Source organism: Peteryoungia desertarenae (genome assembly GCF_005860795.2).
GTDB classification, from domain to species: domain Bacteria; phylum Pseudomonadota; class Alphaproteobacteria; order Rhizobiales; family Rhizobiaceae; genus Allorhizobium; species Allorhizobium desertarenae.
Genome location: NZ_CP058350.1, coordinates 1,909,575 through 1,929,428, shown reverse-complemented (window position 1 = coordinate 1,929,428; position 19,854 = coordinate 1,909,575). Strand labels below are relative to the sequence as shown.

Annotated in this window: 23 protein-coding genes and 1 pseudogene; 9 read left to right on the top strand and 15 right to left on the bottom strand. The window is 60.7% G+C overall.

The genetic code is table 11. From position 1 onward, the window contains the following. Nucleotides 1-3 precede the first annotated feature (3 nt). Nucleotides 4-162: a hypothetical protein gene (locus FE840_RS09225; protein ID WP_171033753.1), complete on the top strand. Its 159-nt coding sequence runs from the start codon at nt 4-6 to the stop codon at nt 160-162. Next, complete coding sequence (locus FE840_RS09220; RefSeq protein WP_138288371.1) at nt 152-550, top strand: type II toxin-antitoxin system death-on-curing family toxin; 399 nt, start codon at nt 152-154, stop codon at nt 548-550. The genes FE840_RS09225 and FE840_RS09220 overlap by 11 nt, the downstream gene beginning before the upstream one ends. Before the next feature lie 43 nt (nt 551-593). On the opposite strand, the gene FE840_RS09215 is transcribed toward FE840_RS09220, so the two are convergent. The 6 genes from FE840_RS09215 to FE840_RS09190 all read right to left on the bottom strand — a co-directional run bounded on the left by FE840_RS09215 (nt 594) and on the right by FE840_RS09190 (nt 9,331). Next, the gene (locus FE840_RS09215) at nt 594-854 is read right to left on the bottom strand and encodes an addiction module antidote protein (RefSeq protein WP_138288372.1); all 261 of its coding nucleotides are present in this window, start codon (nt 852-854) and stop codon (nt 594-596) included. A gap of 4 nt (nt 855-858) precedes the next feature. Further along, nucleotides 859-3,525 carry a pyruvate, phosphate dikinase gene (gene ppdK / locus FE840_RS09210; protein WP_138288373.1) on the bottom strand — a complete coding sequence of 889 codons (2,667 nt, stop codon included), beginning with the start codon at nt 3,523-3,525 and terminating at the stop codon, nt 859-861. 244 nt (nt 3,526-3,769) lie between these two features. Beyond that, on the bottom strand, nt 3,770-4,192 hold the full coding sequence (locus tag FE840_RS09205) for an Ivy family c-type lysozyme inhibitor (protein WP_138288374.1): 423 nt from the start codon (nt 4,190-4,192) through the stop codon (nt 3,770-3,772). Nucleotides 4,193-4,343: 151 nt separating this feature from the next. Further along, entirely contained in the window at nt 4,344-7,808 is a 3,465-nt protein-coding gene (locus tag FE840_RS09200; protein ID WP_138288375.1) for a chromosome segregation SMC family protein, read from the bottom strand. Nucleotides 7,809-7,916: 108 nt separating this feature from the next. Next, complete coding sequence (locus FE840_RS09195; RefSeq protein WP_138288376.1) at nt 7,917-8,669, bottom strand: DsbA family protein; 753 nt, start codon at nt 8,667-8,669, stop codon at nt 7,917-7,919. Between the two features lie 164 nt (nt 8,670-8,833). Then, a complete protein-coding gene (locus FE840_RS09190; protein WP_138288377.1) occupies nt 8,834-9,331 on the bottom strand; it encodes a DUF721 domain-containing protein in 498 nt (165 codons plus the stop codon). A gap of 92 nt (nt 9,332-9,423) precedes the next feature. Between FE840_RS09190 and mutY the strand changes: the two genes are divergently transcribed. The 4 genes from mutY to FE840_RS09170 all read left to right on the top strand — a co-directional run bounded on the left by mutY (nt 9,424) and on the right by FE840_RS09170 (nt 11,907). Beyond that, nucleotides 9,424-10,530, top strand: a complete 1,107-nt coding sequence (gene mutY / locus FE840_RS09185) for an A/G-specific adenine glycosylase (RefSeq protein ID WP_138288378.1) — start codon at nt 9,424-9,426, stop codon at nt 10,528-10,530. A gap of 3 nt (nt 10,531-10,533) precedes the next feature. Further along, entirely contained in the window at nt 10,534-11,145 is a 612-nt protein-coding gene (locus tag FE840_RS09180) for an HAD family hydrolase (RefSeq protein WP_138288379.1), read from the top strand. 91 nt (nt 11,146-11,236) lie between these two features. Then, complete coding sequence (locus FE840_RS09175) at nt 11,237-11,581, top strand: type II toxin-antitoxin system RelE/ParE family toxin (RefSeq protein ID WP_425502121.1); 345 nt, start codon at nt 11,237-11,239, stop codon at nt 11,579-11,581. A 2-nt stretch (nt 11,582-11,583) separates the two neighbouring features. Further along, nucleotides 11,584-11,907 (top strand): XRE family transcriptional regulator, encoded by a 324-nt coding sequence (locus FE840_RS09170; protein ID WP_138288380.1) that lies wholly within the window; start codon nt 11,584-11,586, stop codon nt 11,905-11,907. 291 nt (nt 11,908-12,198) lie between these two features. Here the strand turns inward: FE840_RS09170 and FE840_RS09165 are convergent, their stop codons facing one another. Continuing rightward, nucleotides 12,199-13,329, bottom strand: a complete 1,131-nt coding sequence (locus FE840_RS09165) for a site-specific DNA-methyltransferase (protein WP_138288381.1) — start codon at nt 13,327-13,329, stop codon at nt 12,199-12,201. 206 nt (nt 13,330-13,535) lie between these two features. Between FE840_RS09165 and FE840_RS09160 the strand changes: the two genes are divergently transcribed. After that, nucleotides 13,536-14,291 carry a hypothetical protein gene (locus tag FE840_RS09160; RefSeq protein ID WP_138288382.1) on the top strand — a complete coding sequence of 252 codons (756 nt, stop codon included), beginning with the start codon at nt 13,536-13,538 and terminating at the stop codon, nt 14,289-14,291. A 57-nt stretch (nt 14,292-14,348) separates the two neighbouring features. On the opposite strand, the gene FE840_RS09155 is transcribed toward FE840_RS09160, so the two are convergent. Further along, on the bottom strand, nt 14,349-14,666 hold the full coding sequence (locus FE840_RS09155) for a hypothetical protein (RefSeq protein ID WP_246318736.1): 318 nt from the start codon (nt 14,664-14,666) through the stop codon (nt 14,349-14,351). Here FE840_RS09155 and FE840_RS09150 point away from each other — a divergent pair. Then, nucleotides 14,646-15,859 (top strand): IS3 family transposase gene (locus FE840_RS09150; protein WP_138289831.1). Its coding sequence is split into 2 segments (ribosomal slippage): nt 14,646-14,982 and nt 14,982-15,859, totalling 1,215 coding nucleotides; the frame shifts between segments, so codons are not numbered across the junction. The genes FE840_RS09155 and FE840_RS09150 overlap by 21 nt on opposite strands. Here the strand turns inward: FE840_RS09150 and FE840_RS09145 are convergent. The 5 genes from FE840_RS09145 to FE840_RS09125 form a co-directional block, all read right to left on the bottom strand. Then, a complete protein-coding gene (locus FE840_RS09145) occupies nt 15,856-16,026 on the bottom strand; it encodes an MmcQ/YjbR family DNA-binding protein (protein WP_171033619.1) in 171 nt (56 codons plus the stop codon). The genes FE840_RS09150 and FE840_RS09145 overlap by 4 nt on opposite strands. Before the next feature lie 18 nt (nt 16,027-16,044). Further along, nucleotides 16,045-16,239: a type II toxin-antitoxin system HicA family toxin gene (locus FE840_RS09140; RefSeq protein ID WP_138285176.1), complete on the bottom strand. Its 195-nt coding sequence runs from the start codon at nt 16,237-16,239 to the stop codon at nt 16,045-16,047. Nucleotides 16,240-16,246: 7 nt separating this feature from the next. Continuing rightward, a complete protein-coding gene (locus FE840_RS09135; RefSeq protein ID WP_138285177.1) occupies nt 16,247-16,489 on the bottom strand; it encodes a DUF1902 domain-containing protein in 243 nt (80 codons plus the stop codon). Between the two features lie 117 nt (nt 16,490-16,606). Beyond that, nucleotides 16,607-17,029 (bottom strand): DUF1284 domain-containing protein, encoded by a 423-nt coding sequence (locus FE840_RS09130; protein WP_138285178.1) that lies wholly within the window; start codon nt 17,027-17,029, stop codon nt 16,607-16,609. Nucleotides 17,030-17,208: 179 nt separating this feature from the next. Then, nucleotides 17,209-18,576 carry a GGDEF domain-containing protein gene (locus tag FE840_RS09125; RefSeq protein ID WP_171033620.1) on the bottom strand — a complete coding sequence of 456 codons (1,368 nt, stop codon included), beginning with the start codon at nt 18,574-18,576 and terminating at the stop codon, nt 17,209-17,211. A 344-nt stretch (nt 18,577-18,920) separates the two neighbouring features. Between FE840_RS09125 and FE840_RS09120 the strand changes: the two are divergent. Beyond that, a pseudogene (locus FE840_RS09120) lies at nt 18,921-19,022 on the top strand (HAD family hydrolase); the annotation flags it as partial. Between the two features lie 79 nt (nt 19,023-19,101). On the opposite strand, the gene FE840_RS09115 reads toward FE840_RS09120, so the two are convergent. Beyond that, nucleotides 19,102-19,446: an antibiotic biosynthesis monooxygenase family protein gene (locus tag FE840_RS09115; protein WP_138285180.1), complete on the bottom strand. Its 345-nt coding sequence runs from the start codon at nt 19,444-19,446 to the stop codon at nt 19,102-19,104. Beyond that, nucleotides 19,443-19,772 carry an NIPSNAP family protein gene (locus tag FE840_RS09110; protein WP_138285181.1) on the bottom strand — a complete coding sequence of 110 codons (330 nt, stop codon included), beginning with the start codon at nt 19,770-19,772 and terminating at the stop codon, nt 19,443-19,445. Before FE840_RS09110 ends, FE840_RS09115 begins: the two co-directional genes overlap by 4 nt. Between the last annotated feature and the right edge of the window lie 82 nt (nt 19,773-19,854).

Sequence of the window (19,854 nt, the reverse complement as noted above, 5' to 3'; positions counted from 1 at the left end):
GAGATGGTCACGTCCAGGTCCGCACCCGCATCGAAAGAAGAAAACCAGCGCGAGACTTTCGAGCCTCGTCCGATCAAGGACAAGCCACGCCCGGATTACGCCGAGCGCGCCAAGGACATTGCCGAGCGTTTTCCCAAGACGATGGACTATCTTGCCAAGTGAGCCGCTCTGGCTTGATGACCAAGCCGTCATCGAAATCAATCGGTATCTGGTGGGGCGAACGGGCGAGCGGCACGCGCTGTTGTTTCCTGATCGGCTCGCCGGCGCAGTTTTACGGCCCCGAAATGCATTCTTTTACGAGAAGAATTCCAACACGTTATCGCTGTCAGTCAACCTTATGGTGGCGATAGGTCAGGCCCATGCCTTTGAGCAGGGTAACAAACGGACCGCCTTCGCCTCCGGTATCGCCTTTCTCAATGACAACGGTTACGACCTCAGGCATCCGGACGGCGAAGAACTTGGTATGATGTTGGAAGCGGTGATCCTGCGGCAGACCGCACCGGCAGCACTTGAAGCAATGCTGGCTCCGTGGATCATTCTCTGTGAGTGATGCAAGGGGCAAGCATCTGCGTCAAAGCCGCCGTTGCGTGTCCTTACCCCGCCACATCGGCCGCAAGCGAAATGCCCAGCGCCTTCATGACTGCAAGCGCGGTCTTGAGCGTCGGATTGCCGTCGCTTGAGAGTCCCGCTTCCCGAGCTATCCCGGCCATGTCTTTTGCACGGGCGACAACGCCAAGCGCGTGTGTGACATAGGCAGCATCGCCGGTCTTAAGCGCTTCGTTGACGAAGACGGAAATGGCGTCGGGTGAAGCGAGGTCTTCGGCTGGATCGTATTCAGAAACAATCTCAGCCATACCCTCACCCCCTCGCCTTGATCGCCGCTTGCGCCGCCGACAACCTCGCAATCGGCACGCGGAACGGGGAACAAGAGACATAATCCAGGCCGACATCTTCGCAGAAATGGATCGAGGTCGGGTCGCCGCCGTGTTCGCCGCAGATGCCGAGTTTCATGTCGGGGCGGGTCCTGCGGCCGCGCTCGGCGGCGATGCGGATCAATTCGCCGACGCCGTCGAAATCCAGCGAGATGAACGGGTCCTGGACGATGATGCCCTTGCGTTGATAGGTCGGGATGAAGGCGGCAGCGTCGTCGCGCGACATGCCGAAGGTGGTCTGGGTCAGGTCGTTGGTGCCGAAGGAGAAGAATTCGGCGGCTTCGGCAATGACATGGGCGCGGATCGCCGCGCGCGGCAGCTCGATCATCGTGCCGACAAGATAGGAGATTTCGAGCTTTGCCTCGCGCATGACCTCGGTTGCGACGCGGTCGATGACGCCCTTCACATAATCCAGCTCGCCCTTGAGGCTGACCAGCGGCACCATGATTTCCGGCACGACGGCAGCGCCCGTCTCGCGGGCGGCGCTAACTGCCGCCTCGAAAATGGCGCGGGCCTGCATTTCGGCAATCTCGGGATAGGAGATGGCAAGGCGGCAGCCGCGATGGCCGAGCATCGGGTTGAACTCGTGCAGCGCATCGATACGGCGGCGCATGAAGCCGGGTTCCAGCCCCATGGCGTTGGCCACCTCGTCGATCTCCTCCTCCGTCTTCGGCAGGAATTCATGCAAAGGCGGATCGAGCATGCGGATCGTGACGGGAAGCCCGTGCATGATCGTGAACAGCTCGGTGAAATCCGAGCGCTGCATGGGAAGCAGCTTGTCGAGGGCGGCGCGGCGGCCTGCCTCGTCTTCGGCGAGGATCATGTCGCGCATCACATGGATGCGGTCGCCTTCAAAGAACATGTGCTCCGTGCGGCAAAGGCCGATGCCCTCGGCACCGAAAGAGCGGGCAGCGCGCGCATCCTGCGGGGTGTCGGCATTGGTGCGAACCGTCATTCTGCGTGTGCGATCAGCCCATTGCATCAGCTTCTGGAAGTCGCCGGACAGCTCCGGCTGGAGCATCGGCACTTCGCCCTTCAGCACCTGGCCGGAGGAGCCATCGATGGTGATGATATCGCCTTTCCCAAGCGTCACGCCCATGCCGATCAGCTTTTCCTGGCGCAGGTCAACACGCATTGTGCCGGCACCGGCAACGCAAGGGATGCCCATGCCGCGCGCAACGACCGCCGCATGGCTGGTCATGCCGCCGCGTGTCGTCAGGATCGCTTCAGCAGCATGCATGCCATGAATGTCTTCAGGGCTCGTCTCGACGCGCACGAGAATGACCTTGCGGCCTTCGGCCTCGGCAGCCACGGCCTCTTCCGCCGTGAAGACGATTTCGCCGGTTGCCGCGCCCGGGGAGGCCGGCAGGCCGGAGCCGATGACATGGCGGGTGACGCGGGGATCAATGGTCGGGTGCAGAAGCTGGTCGAGCGAGGATGGCTCGATGCGCATCACGGCCTCTTCTTCCGAAATCAGCCCTTCGGCGACCATGTCCACCGCGATTTTCATCGCCGCCTTGGTGGTGCGCTTTCCCGAGCGGGCCTGCAGCATCCAGAGCTTGCCGCGTTCGATGGTGAATTCCAGATCCTGCATGTCGCGGTAATGCGTTTCCAGCCGCGCGCAGATGGCCTGGAATTCGGCAAAGGCCTCCGGCATCAGCTTTTCCATCGAGGGCTTGTCGGAGCCGCTGTCGATGCGACCCGCCTCGGTGATCGACTGTGGCGTGCGGATGCCGGCCACCACATCTTCGCCCTGCGCATTGACGAGGAATTCGCCGTAAAGCTCTTTTTCGCCGGTCGAGGGATTGCGGGTAAAGGCAACGCCGGTCGCAGAGGTCGAGCCGAGATTGCCGAAAACCATGGCCTGCACGGTAACGGCGGTGCCCCATTCGGCGGGGATCTTGTGCAGCATCCGATAGGTCACGGCGCGCGGGTTCATCCAGCTGGAAAAGACCGCACCCACCGCGCCCCAGAGCTGGACATCCGGGTCCTGCGGGAACGGGACTTCCAGCTCCTGCTCGATCACCTGCTTGTAGAGCGAGACGACATGCTGCCATTCGACGGCGGAGAGTTCCGTATCCAGTTCGTGGCCAAGCCTTGCCTTTTCATCTTCGAGGATCTCCTCGAAGACCTCATGATCAAGACCCATGACGACATCGCCATACATCTGGATGAAGCGGCGATAGCTGTCCCAGGCAAAGCGAGCATCGCCGGAGTGATGACCCAGTGCCTCGACCGTCTGGTCATTCAGGCCGAGGTTCAACACGGTATCCATCATGCCGGGCATGGAGGTGCGCGAGCCGGAGCGGACGGAGAGAAGCAGCGGATGGGCGACATCACCGAAACCGCGACCGGTCTCCACTTCAATCGCCTTGATGCCCGCGAGGACCTGGGCCTTCAGATCATCGGGCAGTCTCTTGCCGCTGCTGTAATAATGGGCGCAGGCATCTGACACGATCGTGAGACCGGGCGGTACGGGCAGGCCGAGAGAGGCCATCTCGGAAAGGTTTGCACCCTTTCCACCCAGATGGTCCCGGTCGGCGCTACTGCCTTCGGCCTTGCCTCCGCCGAAGGTGTATACCCATTTCCTCATTGCCCTCTCCACCCCAACAGGCTTGTTTTTCCAACGTTTACAGGAAACGTGACAGAATGAAAACGCTCACATGTCAAGTATATGCTGCATTGCATCATTAATTAGGCCTCTTGGATTTCCCCGCTCACCCGTTGGTGATGCAACGAGATCAGATCCGGTCCAATCTGGTTTTGAGAGCATGTCAGCCCTTTGTTTTCAAGACACACAAAAGGATGAAAACGAGGCTGTCCGTATGGGATACGGCCTATCGGCTCAACACCTGCAGTTCCGCTTCCGAGGCATCGCCGAAAATCGTGACGCCGAGCCTGTCATCGGCAATCCGCAGAACCGCGCGCTTGCCATCTGGCGTGTAGAGAACCGCGAGTGCGCTTTCGGCGCAGCGCCCCGCCTCACAGGCGCGAAACAGCTCCATCGGTTTCCCGGCAATTTCGACGGTCTCCGAGGCCAGGGCGATGAAGCGCGGGCGACTCATCATGTTGCGCACCCAGGAGGGCAGGCCCGGCTTGCCCTTTATGAGCCCCTCCAGGCTCTCGCGATGGGGCTCCGAAGTGGTGATGACTGCGGAAAGGAACCGGCCGGAAAGCTCGTTCTCTCTGGTTTGCGACAGCGCAGGTGACCAGTTCATCCCAATCAGGATGACGAGCGCGAGACAGATCCGGTTTCTCATACAGCCACCTTACCAGGTCCAGTCTGATTTTCGGCACAGCATTCCCGATCCGCGCTGGCAGCAGATCCGGAGGCAATTCAAATCACCTCGGCATTTTTGGGCCTTGTATGTTCGATTGGAAGGCATGAAAGCAAAAACCTCGCTCAGCGGATCAGGCGATGTCGCGCTCGCGCAGGGCTTCTGCCGTCTGGAGGTCGACGGAGACGAGCTGGCTGACCCCCTGCTCTGCCATGGTGACGCCGAAGAGGCGGTTCATGCGGGCCATGGTGATGGGGTTGTGGGTGATGATGACGAAACGGGTCTCGGTGGAGGCGGCCATCTCGTCCATCAGGTTGCAGTAGCGCTCGACATTGTGGTCGTCGAGCGGCGCGTCGACCTCGTCGAGAACGCAGATCGGCGCGGGGTTCGTCAGGAAGACGGCGAAGATCAGGGCCATGGCGGTGAGCGCCTGTTCGCCGCCCGAAAGCAGCGTCATGGTCTGCGGCTTCTTGCCCGGCGGGCGGGCCAGGATTTCAAGGCCGGCTTCGAGCGGATCGTCGCTTTCGATCAGTTGCAGTTCCGCGGTGCCCCCGTTGAAGAGATGGGTGAAGAGCCGCTGGAACTGGGCGTTGACGATATCGAAGGCGGCGATCAGACGCTCACGGCCCTCGCGGTTCAGGCTCTGGATGGCACCGCGCAGCTTGCGGATGGCGTCGATGATGTCGTCGCGCTCCTTGATGAGGATGGCCAGCTTTTCAGAAAGCTCCTGCTGCTCTTCGTCGGCCCGCAGATTGACGGCTCCCAGCCGTTCGCGCTCCATGCGCAGGCGGTCGAGATTGCGCTCGACTTCGCGCAGATCGGCAATGTTTGCGGGGTCCTTCAGGCCCGTCAGGCGGAAGGCCTCATGCGGCGGCACATTCAGCGTGTCCTGAATGCGGGCTTCGGCCTCGACGCGCCAATCGCGGGCGGAGACGAGACGCTCTTCGGCACGGCCCCGTTTTTCGCGGCTTTCGGCAAGGGCTGCAAGCGCTGAGGCAGCCTTCTGGTCGGCCTCGCGCTGGCGGGTTTCAGCCTCCACCAGCCGGTCAGCGGCGTCGCGGCGTTCCTTCTCGGCCTTGTCGAGAGCCGACATCAACGCACGACGCTTGTCATCAAATTCGTCGGGGGCCAGTTCGAGATCGGCAATTTCTTCGCGGGCTTCAGCCTCACGCTCCCGCAGCGTGGCGATGTGCTCGTTGGCGGAGCTTGCCCGGTTCTGCCAGTTCTGCTTTTCCTGCCGGATCGAATGAACGCGGCGGCGGCGCATCTCGTCTTCGCGGGCGAGCCCCTCGAAACGGGCACGCGCCTCCGCGAGAAAGCCGCGATCGCGGGCAACAACGGCTTCCGCTTCACGCAGCCGGGCCTCCAGGGCGAAGAGATCCGGCGTCTCTTCCATCTCGATGCGGGCCGTCTCCTCCTGCTCGACGATCTCCTCGATCTGCCCCTTCAGACCGTTGGCCGCCTCTTCAATCACCACGCGACGACGAACGAGATCGCCGGACGCACGCTCGGCCTGCGAGAGGGCTTCCCGGGCTTCGGCGAGCTGGCGCACGGCGAGGCGGCTCAGATCGCGGGCGTCGGCGAGACGGGCTTCCTCGGCGCGTATCGTTTCGGCAGCCTCGGTCAGGCGATCCTCTGCCTCGATGAGTGCATAACGCGCTTCCTCGACCTCCCGCTCGATCTCAGCCAGACGGTTTTTCTGGGCGAGCCGCAGGGCGGCGGCACTTGGCGCTTCCGAACCGGTGACATGGCCATCCCAGCGATAGACGGCGCCATCGCGGGTGACGAGCCGCTGGCCGGGCGCGAGCTGCGGCATGAGGGCCAATGCCTCTGACGCGTCGACCACACCAATCTGGCGAAGAGCCCTCGTCAGGGCGGCGGGTCCCTGCACATGATCGATAAGCGGTGCGACCCCCTGAGGAAGCGTCGGGTCGAAGGCGCCATCGCCATTGCCACGCCAGTGCGCTGGTGCCTGAGGATCGAGGGCGCTATCGAGATCGTCGCCCAGAGCGGCACCCAGGGCCGTCTCAAAGCCGCGATCAACCGAGAGCTGATCGGCAACAGGCGGAAAGTCGCCCGTTGTGGCAGAGGCGAGAATGCGGGCGATGGTACGCGCCTCGGTCTCCAGGCCGTTGACGCGGGATCGCGCGGCCTCCAGCGGCTGACGAAGCAGGCTTTCGGTGCGGCGCGCCTCGGCAAGGGCGGCTTCGGCTTCCATGGCGGCGGTCTCGGCATCGGCAACAGCCTGCTCTGCCATCTCGACCCGTTCGCGCTTTTCCTCCGGGTCCGGCATTGCGGCGATGCGGTCGGAGATATCGGAAAGCTCGCGCGCGGCGTCTGCAAGCTGGCGCTCCAGACGGGCGCGGCGATCAGCCAGATCACGGATGGCGCGCTCCAGCTGGTTGCGACCCGCAGCCGTTTCCGCGCGTTCTGCCGTCAGGCGGGTGAAGTCGCGCTCGCTGTCGGCCAACGCGACCGATGCAGCATCGAAGGCTTCCTTCGCGTCTTCTGCGAAACGACCGGCATCGGCAAGGATTTCCTCAAGCTCGGCCTCTTCCTCGGACAGACGGGCAATCACCTCGGCATTTTCCGAGACGAGGCGCTCTTCGCGGCGGATGTCTTCATCCAGCTGCGCCAGACGGCGGGTCAGTTCATCCCGGCGGCGCAAAATCCGGTTGGCCTCTTCATCGAGCTGACTGCGGGCAATCTGCAACCGCTGCAGGGCGGCGGCGGCTTTCGCTTCCTCCTCGCGCAGTTCCGGCATCTTGAGGCTTGCAACCGCCTGGAGCTTGGCCGCTTCCATCTGCTGGTTCGCTCTTTCGGCCACCAGTGACATGGCCTGGTTGAGCGCGCTTTCAGCCTCACCTTCCGCCCGCTTCGCCTCGGCCCAGCGGATATGCAGGAGCATGGCCTCATGGGCGCGAATGTCTGCTGACAACTGCTTGAAACGATTGGCCTGGCGAGCCTGGCGCTTCAGGCTCTCGATCTGGCTTTCAAGCTGGGCGGTAATATCCTCAAGCCGTTCCAGATTTGTCTCTGCCGCACGCAGGCGAAGTTCGGCCTCGTGGCGACGCGAATGGAGGCCTGAAATGCCAGCGGCTTCTTCCAGCAGTTGCCGGCGCGCCTGTGGCTTTGCCTGGATCAGTTCACCAATGCGCCCCTGGCCGACCATGGAGGGTGACCGTGCGCCTGTCGAAGCATCGGCAAAGAGCAGCTGAACATCCTTGGCGCGGGCTTCCTTGCCGTTGATGCGGTAGACAGAACCCGCACCCCGCTCAATACGACGGGTGACCTGGATTTCGTCGGAATCGTTGAAGCCCGCCGGTGCCGTGCGATCGGAATTGTCGAGATAAAGGCCGACCTCTGCCGAATTGCGTGCGGGGCGGTTTCCCGAGCCGGAGAAGATGACGTCATCCATGCCGGAGGCGCGCATGTTCTTGTAGGAGTTTTCCCCCATGACCCAGCGCAGGGCTTCGACAAGGTTCGACTTGCCGCAACCATTCGGCCCGACAATGCCGGTCAGACCGCGCTCTATGATGAATTCGGACGGTTCGACGAAGGACTTGAAACCGACGAGGCGCAGGCGATTGAACTTCATGCCGCTGCCTCAGCCTTCACGGCGAGTACCGAGGCCTTGATACCGGCGTTACGCAGCAAAACGGGCGCACAGGTTTCCCCGGCGCCCGCCATCATGAAAATGGGTCGCTTAGAGCATGCTGTCGATGAGGGCCGACATGGAGTCAACCGACATGTCTCCCGAATAAACCTTGCCATTGATCAGGAAGGTCGGGGTCGAATCCACCCTGAATTCCTGGGCGCCACGGTCGCGCACGGCCGACACATCAGCCGCTAGCTGCCCGTTCGTCAAGCACGCATCGAAGGTCTCCTGTGTAAAACCTGCCAGCTTGGAGATTTGCAGCATGGCATTGCGCACATCGCCGTCCGCCGGGGCTGCCCAGGCACGCTGCTGCTTGAAGAGCGTCGAGACGAAGGGGAAGTAGCGGTCCTCGGTCGTGCAACGCGCCAGCATGAAGGCTGCGAGCGATGCGGTGTCCTGCGGGAACGGGAACTCACGCACAACGAAATAGACCTTGCCGGTGTCGATGTATCTGGCCTTGATCTCGTCAAAGGTGCGGGTATGGAAATTGGCGCAATGCGAGCAAGTCATCGACATGTATTCGATGATCTTCACCGGCGCATTCGGATCGCCAAGCGCCATTTCCTTCAGCGGACCGGGCTTCAACGCCTCTTCCATGTCGATCTCCCGGTCAGCCTCCGGAATTTCGACATTGGCCGGGGTCGACGCAGTCGTCTCATAGCTCACGCCGGGATTGGCCGGCTGCGAGTTTGCCGCCGTGTCTTCAGCATCACTGCAACCGGCAAGGACGGCACCAGCAACGAGCACGGCAATGCCGCCCATGAGGCGGCGCTTGGTGATCGAAAGTTCGGAAATCGGCATGGGACACCTGTCAGACGTTTTTCTAAAACCTATGGCCACCGATATAGCGCAGGCGTGCACCAAACAAGGCAGGCTCCCCAGGGTTTTATCAAAGTTCTGTGACATTTCACGCGTTTGCGGATTAAACTTTGTTCATGATTCATGAACAATGAGTTTGAGCTTGCTCATTTGCGGCGGGCAGACATGACACCGGTGCCGAGCCGCTCGATGGCGCGGCGGAGGTTATCGCTTTCGATCCCTTCCATCATCGCCTCCAGCCGACGCGCCTTTTCGCCCTCCAGCTTGCGGGGGCGCCGAGGTCTCAGGCTGGCATTGGAGACCGGCTTCTGGACTATCCGGATCTGGCCGATGGCAGGATAGCCGAAGAAGCCGTTGATGCGAGCGATCAGTTCGCCCTGCGCGTGAGACAGAAAGAGCGCGCGTGCTCCCTCGCAGGCAATGACCAGAAGACCCGGCCGATGACCGCCTTCGTCCGGCAGGTCTGAGCGGCGCGGCCAGGTGATCTTTTCGGGTCTCGTGCAATCGGCAAAGCTTGCACCGGCGATCTCATCCCAGGAGCCGAGCAGCGCCGTTGTGATGCCGGCACGCCGCGCCAGCACCGGATCGACGATGCCGTTGGCGATTTCCGCAATCTGGGCGGCGCTTTTCCTCGGGGGAGCCATTGGTTCTGCATGTCCACTTGCAAGATGCCGGCCAGACCTTGAACCGGACGGTGATTTGGTCAGATATAACCGCAGCACACTCAATTCGGCAAATGCAGCGCGTGATTCCCCACAGCAACGACAGAAAGAGGCCAGAGGCCGCACCCCTCCTTACCTGGTATGACCGCCATCATCGCGAGCTGCCCTGGCGCATTTCGCCTTCGGCGGCAAAGCGTGGGGTGACGCCAGATCCCTATCACATCTGGATGTCGGAGGTGATGCTGCAGCAGACGACGGTTGCGGCTGTGAAGGCTTACTTTGCCAAGTTCACCGCCCGCTGGCCGACAGTGAAGGAACTCGCAGAGGCGCCAACCGAGGATGTGATGGCCGCCTGGGCGGGGCTTGGATATTATGCCCGGGCGCGGAACCTGAAGAAATGCGCCGAAGCCGTCGCCTTCGAACATGGTGGTATATTTCCCGATACGGAAGAGGGTTTGCGCGCGCTTCCCGGCATCGGCGACTATACGTCGGCAGCGGTGGCCGCAATCGCCTTCAACCGCCCATCCGCCGTGATGGATGGCAATGTCGAGCGGGTGATTTCGCGACTTTACGCGATCGAGGCGCCGCTCCCCGGATCGAAACCGCAGATGAAGGCGAAGGTGGCGGAACTCACGCCGACCGATCGGCCCGGCGACTTTGCCCAGGCGATGATGGATCTCGGCGCCACGATCTGCACGCCGAAGCGCCCGGCCTGTGCGCTCTGTCCGTTCAACGATGTCTGTATGGCACTCGCGACCGACGAGCCGGAGCGTTTTCCCGTCAAGGCCGCCAAGAAGGCAAAGCCGGTGCGGCTGGGTGCCGCCTTTATCGCGGTTGACCGTGAGGGGAGAATTCTCCTGCGCAAGCGGGTGGAAAGCGGGCTATTGGGCGGGATGACCGAGGTGCCGACAACCGACTGGACCTCAAGGCAGGATGGCGCGACAAGTATGGAGGCCGCCCCCTTCCCTGCCGACTGGCAGGCGGCGGGCGCAATCTCCCATGTCTTCACCCATTTCGAACTCCGTCTTTCGATCTTCCGCGTCGGGCCGATCGATGCCCCCTCCGGTGATCACGGTTCCTGGGTGCCCGTCACCGAACTTGATGGGGAAGCGCTGCCAACTGTCATGAAGAAGGCAATTGCAGCCGCTATTCCCACAGCCTTCTCAACCTCCAAGGACTGACTCATGAGCGAAATCCGCCACATCGTTTTCGACATCGGCAAGGTGCTGATCCATTACGATCCGAACCTGCCATTTGCCCGGATCATTCCGGACGCCGAGGAGCGAGCGGACTTCTTTCAACGCATCTGCACACATGACTGGAATCTGGAACAGGATCGCGGGCGCAGCTGGCACGACGCCGAAGCGCTGCTGATTGACCAGTTTCCGGACCGCGAGGAGCATATCCGCGCTTTCCGCAAATACTGGGCAGAGATGGTGCCCTATGCCTATGACGAGAGCGTCGCGATCATGACCGGCCTGATCGATGAGGGCCGAGACGTGACCATGCTGACGAATTTCGCTGCCGATACCTTCAAGGAGGCGCGGCAGATGTATCACTTCCTCAACCGCCCGCGCGGCGTGACGGTTTCCGGCGAAGTCGGCCTGATCAAACCGGATGTGGCGATCTACGAGCTGCATGCGAAGGATTTTGGACTTCAGCCAGCGCATACGATCTTCATCGATGACAGCTATGCGAATGTCGAGGGCGCGCGTCAGGCCGGCTGGCAGGCCGTGCATTTCACCGGTGCGGAGCAGCTCAGGACTGACCTTGCGGCCCTTGGCGTTCTTGGCTGAGTGCGAAGCGCGAAGTGGCATTTCACTCGCTCTCATAGAATGCCGTTGAAGTCATATGCCATAGATGTCATATTTTGGCATGGAATGGCGCGTGTTGCTGCATGATGAATTCGATCCGGAATTCGAGGCCCTGCCGGAAGCGGTCAGGGATGAGATCTTCATTTCGCTGCCTCTACTCAAGGCTTACGGGCCACAGCTCGGGCGGCCCTGGGCGGATACGCTGAAGGGCTCCCGGTTTTCGAACATGAAAGAACTGCGCTTTCGAGCGGTTGATGGTGTGTGGCGTCTCGCCTATGCGTTCGACCCCCAGCGACAGGCAGTGCTTCTTGTTGCGGGAGACAAATCAGGAGTGAGTGAAACACGGTTTTACAAGCGCCTGATCGAAAAGGCAGACAGACGTTTCGCCGCCTATCTGGATAAGCAGAAGGAAGACTGACAATGGCACGAACACTGGATCAGGCATTTGCATCGCTTCCAGAGGACAAGCGTCGGGATCTTGAGCAGCGCGGGCAAGACCGTTTGCAACAATACCGGACGCTTCAGGAATTGCGAAAGTCGCGGGATGTGACACAGGAGAGCCTGGCGACAGTTCTCGGCGTCAATCAGGAAAACATATCGCGCCTTGAGCGCCGTAACGACCTGCTTTTGTCGACCTTGCGAGACTATATTGGCGCCATGGGCGGCGAGCTGGAAATTGTTGCCCGTTTTCCGGATCGCCCGCCCGTCCGCCTTGATGAGATGTTTGCAGAACCTGAGCGCTAAGCGATCGCAAAGGCGTGTTGCGACCAATCTGGTCTGGCGCGGGCGGTTTTGGCGGATCCTCTCCCGCGCCAGGACGACCGCAAGCGGTCGACGAGGCTTGGGTTACGTGATCCGTCTTGCGCAGGGCTGACTGCTTCACCAATGCGTGAATTCGCTGAGATCGCTGAAAACCAGGTCGCTGGAAGCAGTGACGCCCGGCAAGGCGCTGCCGGGCGTCCAGATTTCCCGGTCGGGACTAGAGGTACAAAGACCGGCCCGGGAAGTCAGCATGGGGCAAGGGATGAGCGCTGCTCAATCCAGTCTCGCCATGTCCTGTCGGATCACGCTGCGCAGATCATCGATCGGCTTCAGCGCACCCTTGTCTTCATAATGCCAGAAGGTCCAGCCATTGCAGGCGTCAAGCCCCTGCACCTTCGCACCCAGACGGTGAATGGAACCGGCCTCGCCGCCGGAGACCAGTGTGCCATCGGCGCGGATGATCGCTGAATAGCGGCGCTTGGCATCGCTCAACACCTGGCCCGGCTTGACGAGACCTGCTTCCAGCAGAGACCCGAAGGCGACGCGGGGTTCAGCCTTTTTGCCGGACATGACGGTCAATTCGACCTTGCCGAGCGGCTCGACCGCAGCGATGCGGGCAGACGCCGCATCGATGTAATCCTGCTCGCGCTCGATGCCGACGAAATGACGGCCGAGACGTTTTGCCACCGCCCCGGTCGTGCCGGAGCCGAAGAAGGGATCGAGCACGATATCGCCGGGCTTGGATGAGGCCATCAGCACGCGGGCGAGCAGTGCTTCCGGCTTCTGGGTCGGATGGACCTTCTTGCCGTCCTCGCCCTTCAGCCGCTCGCCGCCGGAGCAGATCGGGAAAAGCCAGTCGGAGCGCATCTGCACGTCGTCATTGGCGGCCTTCATCGCATCGTAATTGAAGGTATAGCCCTTGGCCTTCGGATCGGGCGAGGCCCAGATCATCGTCTCATGGGCGTTCTGGAACCGGCGGCCTTTGAAATTCGGCATGGGGTTGGTCTTGCGCCAGACGATGTCGTTCAGGATCCAGAAATTCAGATCCTGCAGCGTCGCCCCAACGCGGAAGATGTTGTGATAGGAGCCAATCACCCAGATCGTACCGGTCGGCTTCAGCACGCGGCGGCAGGCGAGCAGCCAGGCGCGGGTAAAGGCGTCATAGGCCTGGAAGGAGGCGAACTGGTCCCAGTGATCGTCGCAGGCATCGACAAGGCTCTGGTCCGGACGATGCAGCGCGCCGCCAAGCTGCAGATTATAGGGTGGATCGGCGAAGATCACATCGACAGATTTGTCCGGAAGCGCTTCAAGCGCGGCAACGCAATCGCCCTTGATGATGCTGTCGACCCAGGCAAAGGGGTCGGACGAACGGCGGAGATCGGCAAGCGGGAATACAGAAGCCATCGGTTACTCACTCTTACGCTGACGCAGCACGGGATGTGAGGCTTATGGTTACCGAACTTGGTTACTGAAGGGTGAAGAGGGGGTGAGATTTTGTGCGGGGGTGGGATGGGGACTAGAAAAGCGGTGATGCTTAAGGCACCTCGAACAACTAAGATGGCTTATTTTCATTCTATTCGATGTATTGAAGGTTGATCGAAGGCGGAGACATGTCGACACAAGAGAGCAAGAAGCTTGAAGCTGTATTGGAAGCAGCAACCTCGTACGGAGACAAATTTCAGAATGATGTCAGTGACATCAATTTATCTGCTTCATTCAATGGCCGCCTTGGCAGCGGTAGTGTAGAATATCAAAAGCTTGATGCTGCTAAAAATCGGTACTATGAGGCGTGCATATTTGTCGTCGGACAGTTTCCAGATCTCAGGGCGCTCGGTTGCGACCTGCGTGCCGCTCTTATACGACTAGAAGCTCAGTTTCATCCTAGACCGAATAGTATGGATAGATACAGACATGAGTTCTCCGTAGATTTCGGAGAGGCGCTAGCTCGCGTAAGGGACCAAATCTGCCATCAAGTCGAGCATGGAATCTTGAAAATGGGAAGTGAGTCCCGCAATACGACAATCATTCAGAACGGCGCCAACTCGGTTGCGGTGGCAACCGGTGACAATTCCCCAGTCAGCTTGACTGTGAACTATTCGAAAATCGCGCAGCTAGCCGGGGAAGCATTAGAAGAACTTCAGGGGTGGAATGTTCCCACGGAGAAAAGGAACGCCATTGAGGACGGCTACATCGCAATTGGAGATGAAGCCAAGAAGGCCACTCCAGACAAATCGAGAATGAAACGCATTGCACAGAGGATTGCAGACGACATTCGAGCAATGAAGGACGCTGCTATCTCCGCTGGCGCTAGCGAAATTGGCACTGCGGCAGCGACTGCGTTATTGACGGCGATAAGCAGCATGTAACCCTCTGGACGGCTAAACACTCACCCCCTCATCCGGCGCTTCGCGCCACCTTCTCCCTCAAGGGGAGAAGGAAGGGATGGCATCCCAGGCTTTCACCACCGCCTTCTTGGCCTGCGCCCGCCAGACACGCGTCAGGTTTTCCCGCGCCCATTCGAGATCGAGGCGCTCCGGGCGGGCGAGCACCAGTTGATGCGGGCGGTGGTGGTCGGTCGTGAAGAAGGTGTCGGGGTCCATTTCGATCAGGTGGTCGCGCTCTTCGAAGGGGACCTTGAAGACCGGGCTGAACTGCCCCCCATTTCGACCGGACAGTCGGCATAAGCAGAAAGGCTCAAGCACGGGCTTGAGGACAGGCTTATGTCTAACGAGTATCGACATGTTGAATTGCTGACGGGTGATGTCCGCCGCAGGCGCTGGACAACCGAGCAGAAGCTGACAATCATCGAGCAGAGTTTCGAACCAGGCGAGACGGTGTCTTCGGCCGCTCGCCGCCATGGCGTCGCGCCCAATCTGCTTTACCGGTGGCGCAGGCTTTTGAGTGAGGGAGGTGCTGCAGCCGTGGATTCGGACGAGCCGGTTGTCGGCAATTCGGAAGTGAAGAAGCTGGAGGATCGTGTCCGCGAGCTGGAGCGCATGCTCGGTCGCAAGACGATGGAGGTCGAAATTCTCCGCGAAGCCTTGTCCAAAGCAGACTCAAAAAAACGGATATCGCGGCCGATCTTGTTGCCGAAGGACGGTTCCCGATGAAATCAGTCGCCGACACGCTTGGCGTATCCCGTTCCAACCTGATCGAGCGGCTGAAAGGCAGATCGAAGCCGCGTCGCTCCTATCACAAGGCCGAGGATGCAGACCTCTTGCCCATCATCCGCAGGCTGGTGGATCAAAGGCCAACCTATGGCTATCGGCGGATCACCGCGCTCCTCAATCGCGAGAGGCGAGCCGCCGATAAGCCTGTCGTCAACGCCAAACGGGTTCATCGCATCATGGGCAACCACGCCATGCTGCTGGAGAAGCACACCGCCGTTCGCAAGGGCCGCCTCCATGACGGCAAGGTGATGGTCATGCGCTCGAACCTGCGCTGGTGCTCGGACGGGTTGGAGTTCACCTGCTGGAATGGCGAGGTCATTCGTCTTGCCTTCATCATCGACGCCTTCGACCGCGAGATCATCGCCTGGACGGCGGTCGCCAACGGCGGCATCTCCGGCTCTGACGTGCGCGACATGATGCTGGAGGCGGTCGAGAAGCGCTTCGCAGCAACGAGAGCCCCGCACGCAATAGAGCATCTCTCGGACAATGGCTCGGCTTACACCGCGAGGGACACGAGACTGTTTGCCCAGGCGCTCAATCTGACGCCTTGCTTCACGCCGGTGGCCAGTCCGCAGTCGAACGGCATGTCGGAGGCCTTCGTCAAAACCTTGAAGCGGGACTATATCCGCATCTCAGCTCTACCGGACGCCGAAACAGCGCTCCGGCTCATCGACGGATGGATCGAGGACTATAACGAAATCCATCCCCATTCCGCGCTCAAGATGGCTTCTCCACGGCAGTTCATCAGGGCTAAATCAAACTAGCCGACATGTCCGGTGAAACGGGGTGCACTCCACGGGCAGTCATGGGTCGGGTTCCAGAAGAGCATGGCCTTGCCATTGACCTTGAAGGACACGGCGCCCCAGGATGTGGTTTCCTCCGTGGTTGGCAGGGCAAGGATGATCTGGCGGAGCATGTCGAGGGTGATCATGGCTATCTCCCCTTCTCCTCAGAACGCTTTCGGCAAACCTGCCTGTTTAAGCGTTTCGTTGGCTGTATGGCGGGACTTCATACCGTGATCGACGGTGAAATGGCGATTGGTGATGGGGCTATACCAGATCTCATGATCGCCCTTTCCCGGCCGCACGAAGGTGCAGCCCGCAGCGGTCAAGCGCTCCTTCAACTCGCGGAGATAGCTCGCCATATCCGCTTCAAAAGCTTGGATTCGGTACCTTGCCGATCTGTTCGGCAACAATGTGTACGGGAATTTCCGGCAGGTCCGAGCCGACCCCGTTCAGCTCCAATAGATCTGCGACAGCCGCCATGACCTTCGGCTGAAGCATTTCCATGCTTTCCGATTCAACCGCAAGACCCTCGATATCATTGCTCGTGGCCAACCAGACCTCGGCTTCGTCGTCCCAGGTGGCGCGCACAATGATCGACCGCATGTTCATCTCGGCTTCCTCCGGTGTCGATGGAGAGATCCTACACCCAACCGAGGTCAGGCGAAAGCGGCTGATGTGCCCCTCATCCCCGGTGCAACAAGCTGCATCCGAGCGCTTCGCGTCCCGTCAGGGCGCGACGCGGACACCGAGATAGCCGCCATCGGCGACGCTGTCGCAGAGTCCGGACCATTCACAGCCGGAACAGGCCTTGCGGATTTCGCCGGTGGCGAAGGTTTTTCTGAGCCGAGCGAGCAGGGTTGGGGTGGGTGTGATGCGGGAGCCGAGCGGCAGGGGGCTGCCGATCAAGCGGGCGATGGCGTCTGCTGCCGCAAGATCGCGCTCGATGACGCTTGGCCCTAGACAATGGGCCTCCGGGCTTTGAAGCAGCGGGCCGCAAATGTCATCCGGCCCCGCCACCAGCTCGATCTCCTCGCCGGCGGACAGGCGCGCGGCGATTGCCTCGTAATTCTCGACGAAGGCTGGCGAATAGCCCTTGCCGACATAGGTCAGCATGCAGAGCAGATGATGAGCGCGAAGTCTGACGGTCATGCCAAGGCCTTCCGCGATGCCAATGAAGCCGTGCGCGAGCCGCATCCGACCTGATGGGATCGGTTCCAGTGGCTTGATGGGGACATCGGGCCCTGATGAGGAGCACGACAGGTCGGCCTCGAATTTCAAAGGCAATTCACTAACCGCATGACGCGCGACTGTCGAGCGGAGCGTGCCAGCTAGCCGGAACAGACCCGGTTGCGTCCGGTCTCTTTGGCCCGGTAGAGAGCGGTATCCGCCCGCTTCAGCAGTTGCTCGTAATCCACCTCACCGCCATAGGCGGCGACACCGATGCTCACGGTCGGGCTGAAAGCCCTGCCATCGGCACCGGCCAGGACGATCTCCATGATTTTGCGGCGGATCATCTCGGCAACCCGCAGACCGCCCTGCTCGGCGGATTCGACCACGACAATCAGGAATTCCTCGCCACCATAGCGGAAGACAAAATCCGTCTGACGCACGGCAGCGACCAGCGTGGACGCCACCTGGCGCAGGGCCTCGTCACCGAGCTGATGTCCATGGGTGTCATTGATCTGCTTGAAATGGTCGATATCGAGCAGGAGCACACAAAAGCCTTCGCCCGCGCTGCTGCGATGCAGCTGGATTTCGCGGGCGAGCACGGAGGGCAGGAAACGCCGCGTGTGCAGATGCGTCAAAGGATCACGTCCGGCCTCCATCTGCAAATGCATTTCAAACAGCGCGCCAAGCGTATGCTTGATCACGGAAATCTCGTCTTCGAGCATGGCGGCATGACGGGCCGCCGTCTGATTGTCCTGGGGGTCAAGCCTTTCCATTGACGGCACGATCTCGTCATCGATCTTGCGCATGGCGAACTTGACGAGGTCGATCTTCGGGTCCTGATCGAAGAGGATATTGGCCTTGTGCTGGACCCAGAGACCGAATTCGGATTTGGCAAGACGCGGCAGGAGGCTGATGGGGCGACCGCGATAGCGCGCGCTCAGCAGGTTGTGGCTCCATTCCATCAGCGCAGCACGCTGGCGCTCCCGCTCCATGGCGAGGTTCTGACCCAGAAGATGATGGCGGTAGGATTCGTGGATCTTTGAATTTGCAACCACACCTTGATGATAGCTGATCTCGCGCACTTCCAGGGCCAGGTCGAACAGGCCCGACACATACCGGACGGCCTGGTGAAGGCTCTCTTCGCCCATGCGACATTCAACAAGGCGGTCGAAGAACCAGAGCTTCAGTCGGCGCAGGCTTCGCGACAGCGAATGCGCCGGCAGGCCGATGCGGGCAAACATTTCGCCGGTCGCCTGCTGGTCCTTGATGAAACTGCCCACCGTCTCCTGCTCATGTTGCAGAACCGCCAGCAACCATTGACTGAAATTCTGCTTGATGACGGTTTCGCCGTGGCTTTCGGTGACGAATTGGCGAAGATCTTCATCCACGAGGATCAGATGAAAGTAAAAATCCTGCAGGGTCTCCATATGCTGGTTGGCAATGGCCCTTGCCTGATTGCGCAATGTGACCGGCGTCGTCGACAATAGTGTCTTCAGCTCAGACTCGATGCGAGACTGAACTCTCATAAGCGTATCCATGAAAAACCCATCTGTCCGTATTCTAGCTCATGCCGCCGGACAGGAACGGATTGCGACCACACCCCCAGCGTCGGTTGGAGTCAATCCGGAAACACCACTTCCGAACGAATCCAAACCGCTTTGGACGCGGCTTTAAACCTATGATTGGCAAAGTTGCAAGGCCATCCCCCTGAATTTTAGTTAATTCTTTTGTTAAAATTTGAAACTGTAGGAGAACGTGTCTTGATCCCGCCATTACAGCCGATCTGCCACCTTGAGCACCGTGTTCTTTCAGCCCCGATCGGGAGACAAGCCGCCCTTGCTGACACGCAAGATGACCCACACGCCTGATCGACAAGTCGGAACAGCTGCTCGAGATGATGCTGACCAAGGTCGGCCTGAAGGAGAGTTTCGCGCCGCATATCTATTGGGCCAAGGATCTGGGGCCGAAACCGTCATCGCCCGGATGAACAACCTGCCTGCCGTCATTGCGGCGATGGAAAGCTGGGCCGGCGTCACCTGATGCAAGCGGGCTCACCCGTGGACCGCGCGGCTATCGGCTGGCGCCTCGTCGCGGGCATGCTTGCCATAGTCCCGCAGGACATGGGCGACGCGCAGGCGGTAGTCGGCGAAGACCGTCCCCCGCCCTGCCGCCTGTGCCAGGCGGTGCTCTTCCGTCTCCCGCCAGCGGCGAACCGCCTCCTCGTCGCGCCAGAAGGAGAGCGACAGGAGCTTGCCCCGCGTCGTCAGGCTTTCGAAGCGCTCGACCGAGAGGAAGCCGTCAATGGTTTCCAGCCGGGCTCGCAATTCTCCGGCGAGATCGAGATAGCGGTGGCGCTCGCCGACGAAGGGCACAACCTCGAAGATCACGGCGATCATGGCTGGACCTTCAGGAGTGGCGGGTTGGAGACGTTTTTGAGGAAGAGCCGGTCTTCCTCCAGGATGAAGCGCGCCTTTTTCGCGAACTCGTAATTGGCCTTGCCGAGCGGGTCGGCGGCCAGCCTGGCGCGATAGGCTTCGTAGGCTGCGAGGTTTTCGATGTGGTAGATGCCGTAGGCCGTGGTTGCCGAGCCCTCATGCGGGGCGAAATAGCCGACGAGATCGGCGCCGCAACGCGGGATCGCCTCGCCCCAGTTGCGGGCGTAGGTGGCGAAGTCGTCGCGACCGAAGGGGTCGATGCGGTAGCGGATGATGCAGGTGATCATGGGGGGGCTCCTCGTTTGTTGCGAGGCGGGTTTGCCATAACCAGAGGATTGGATGCTTCCATCGGGATCGAAGTTTTACCCG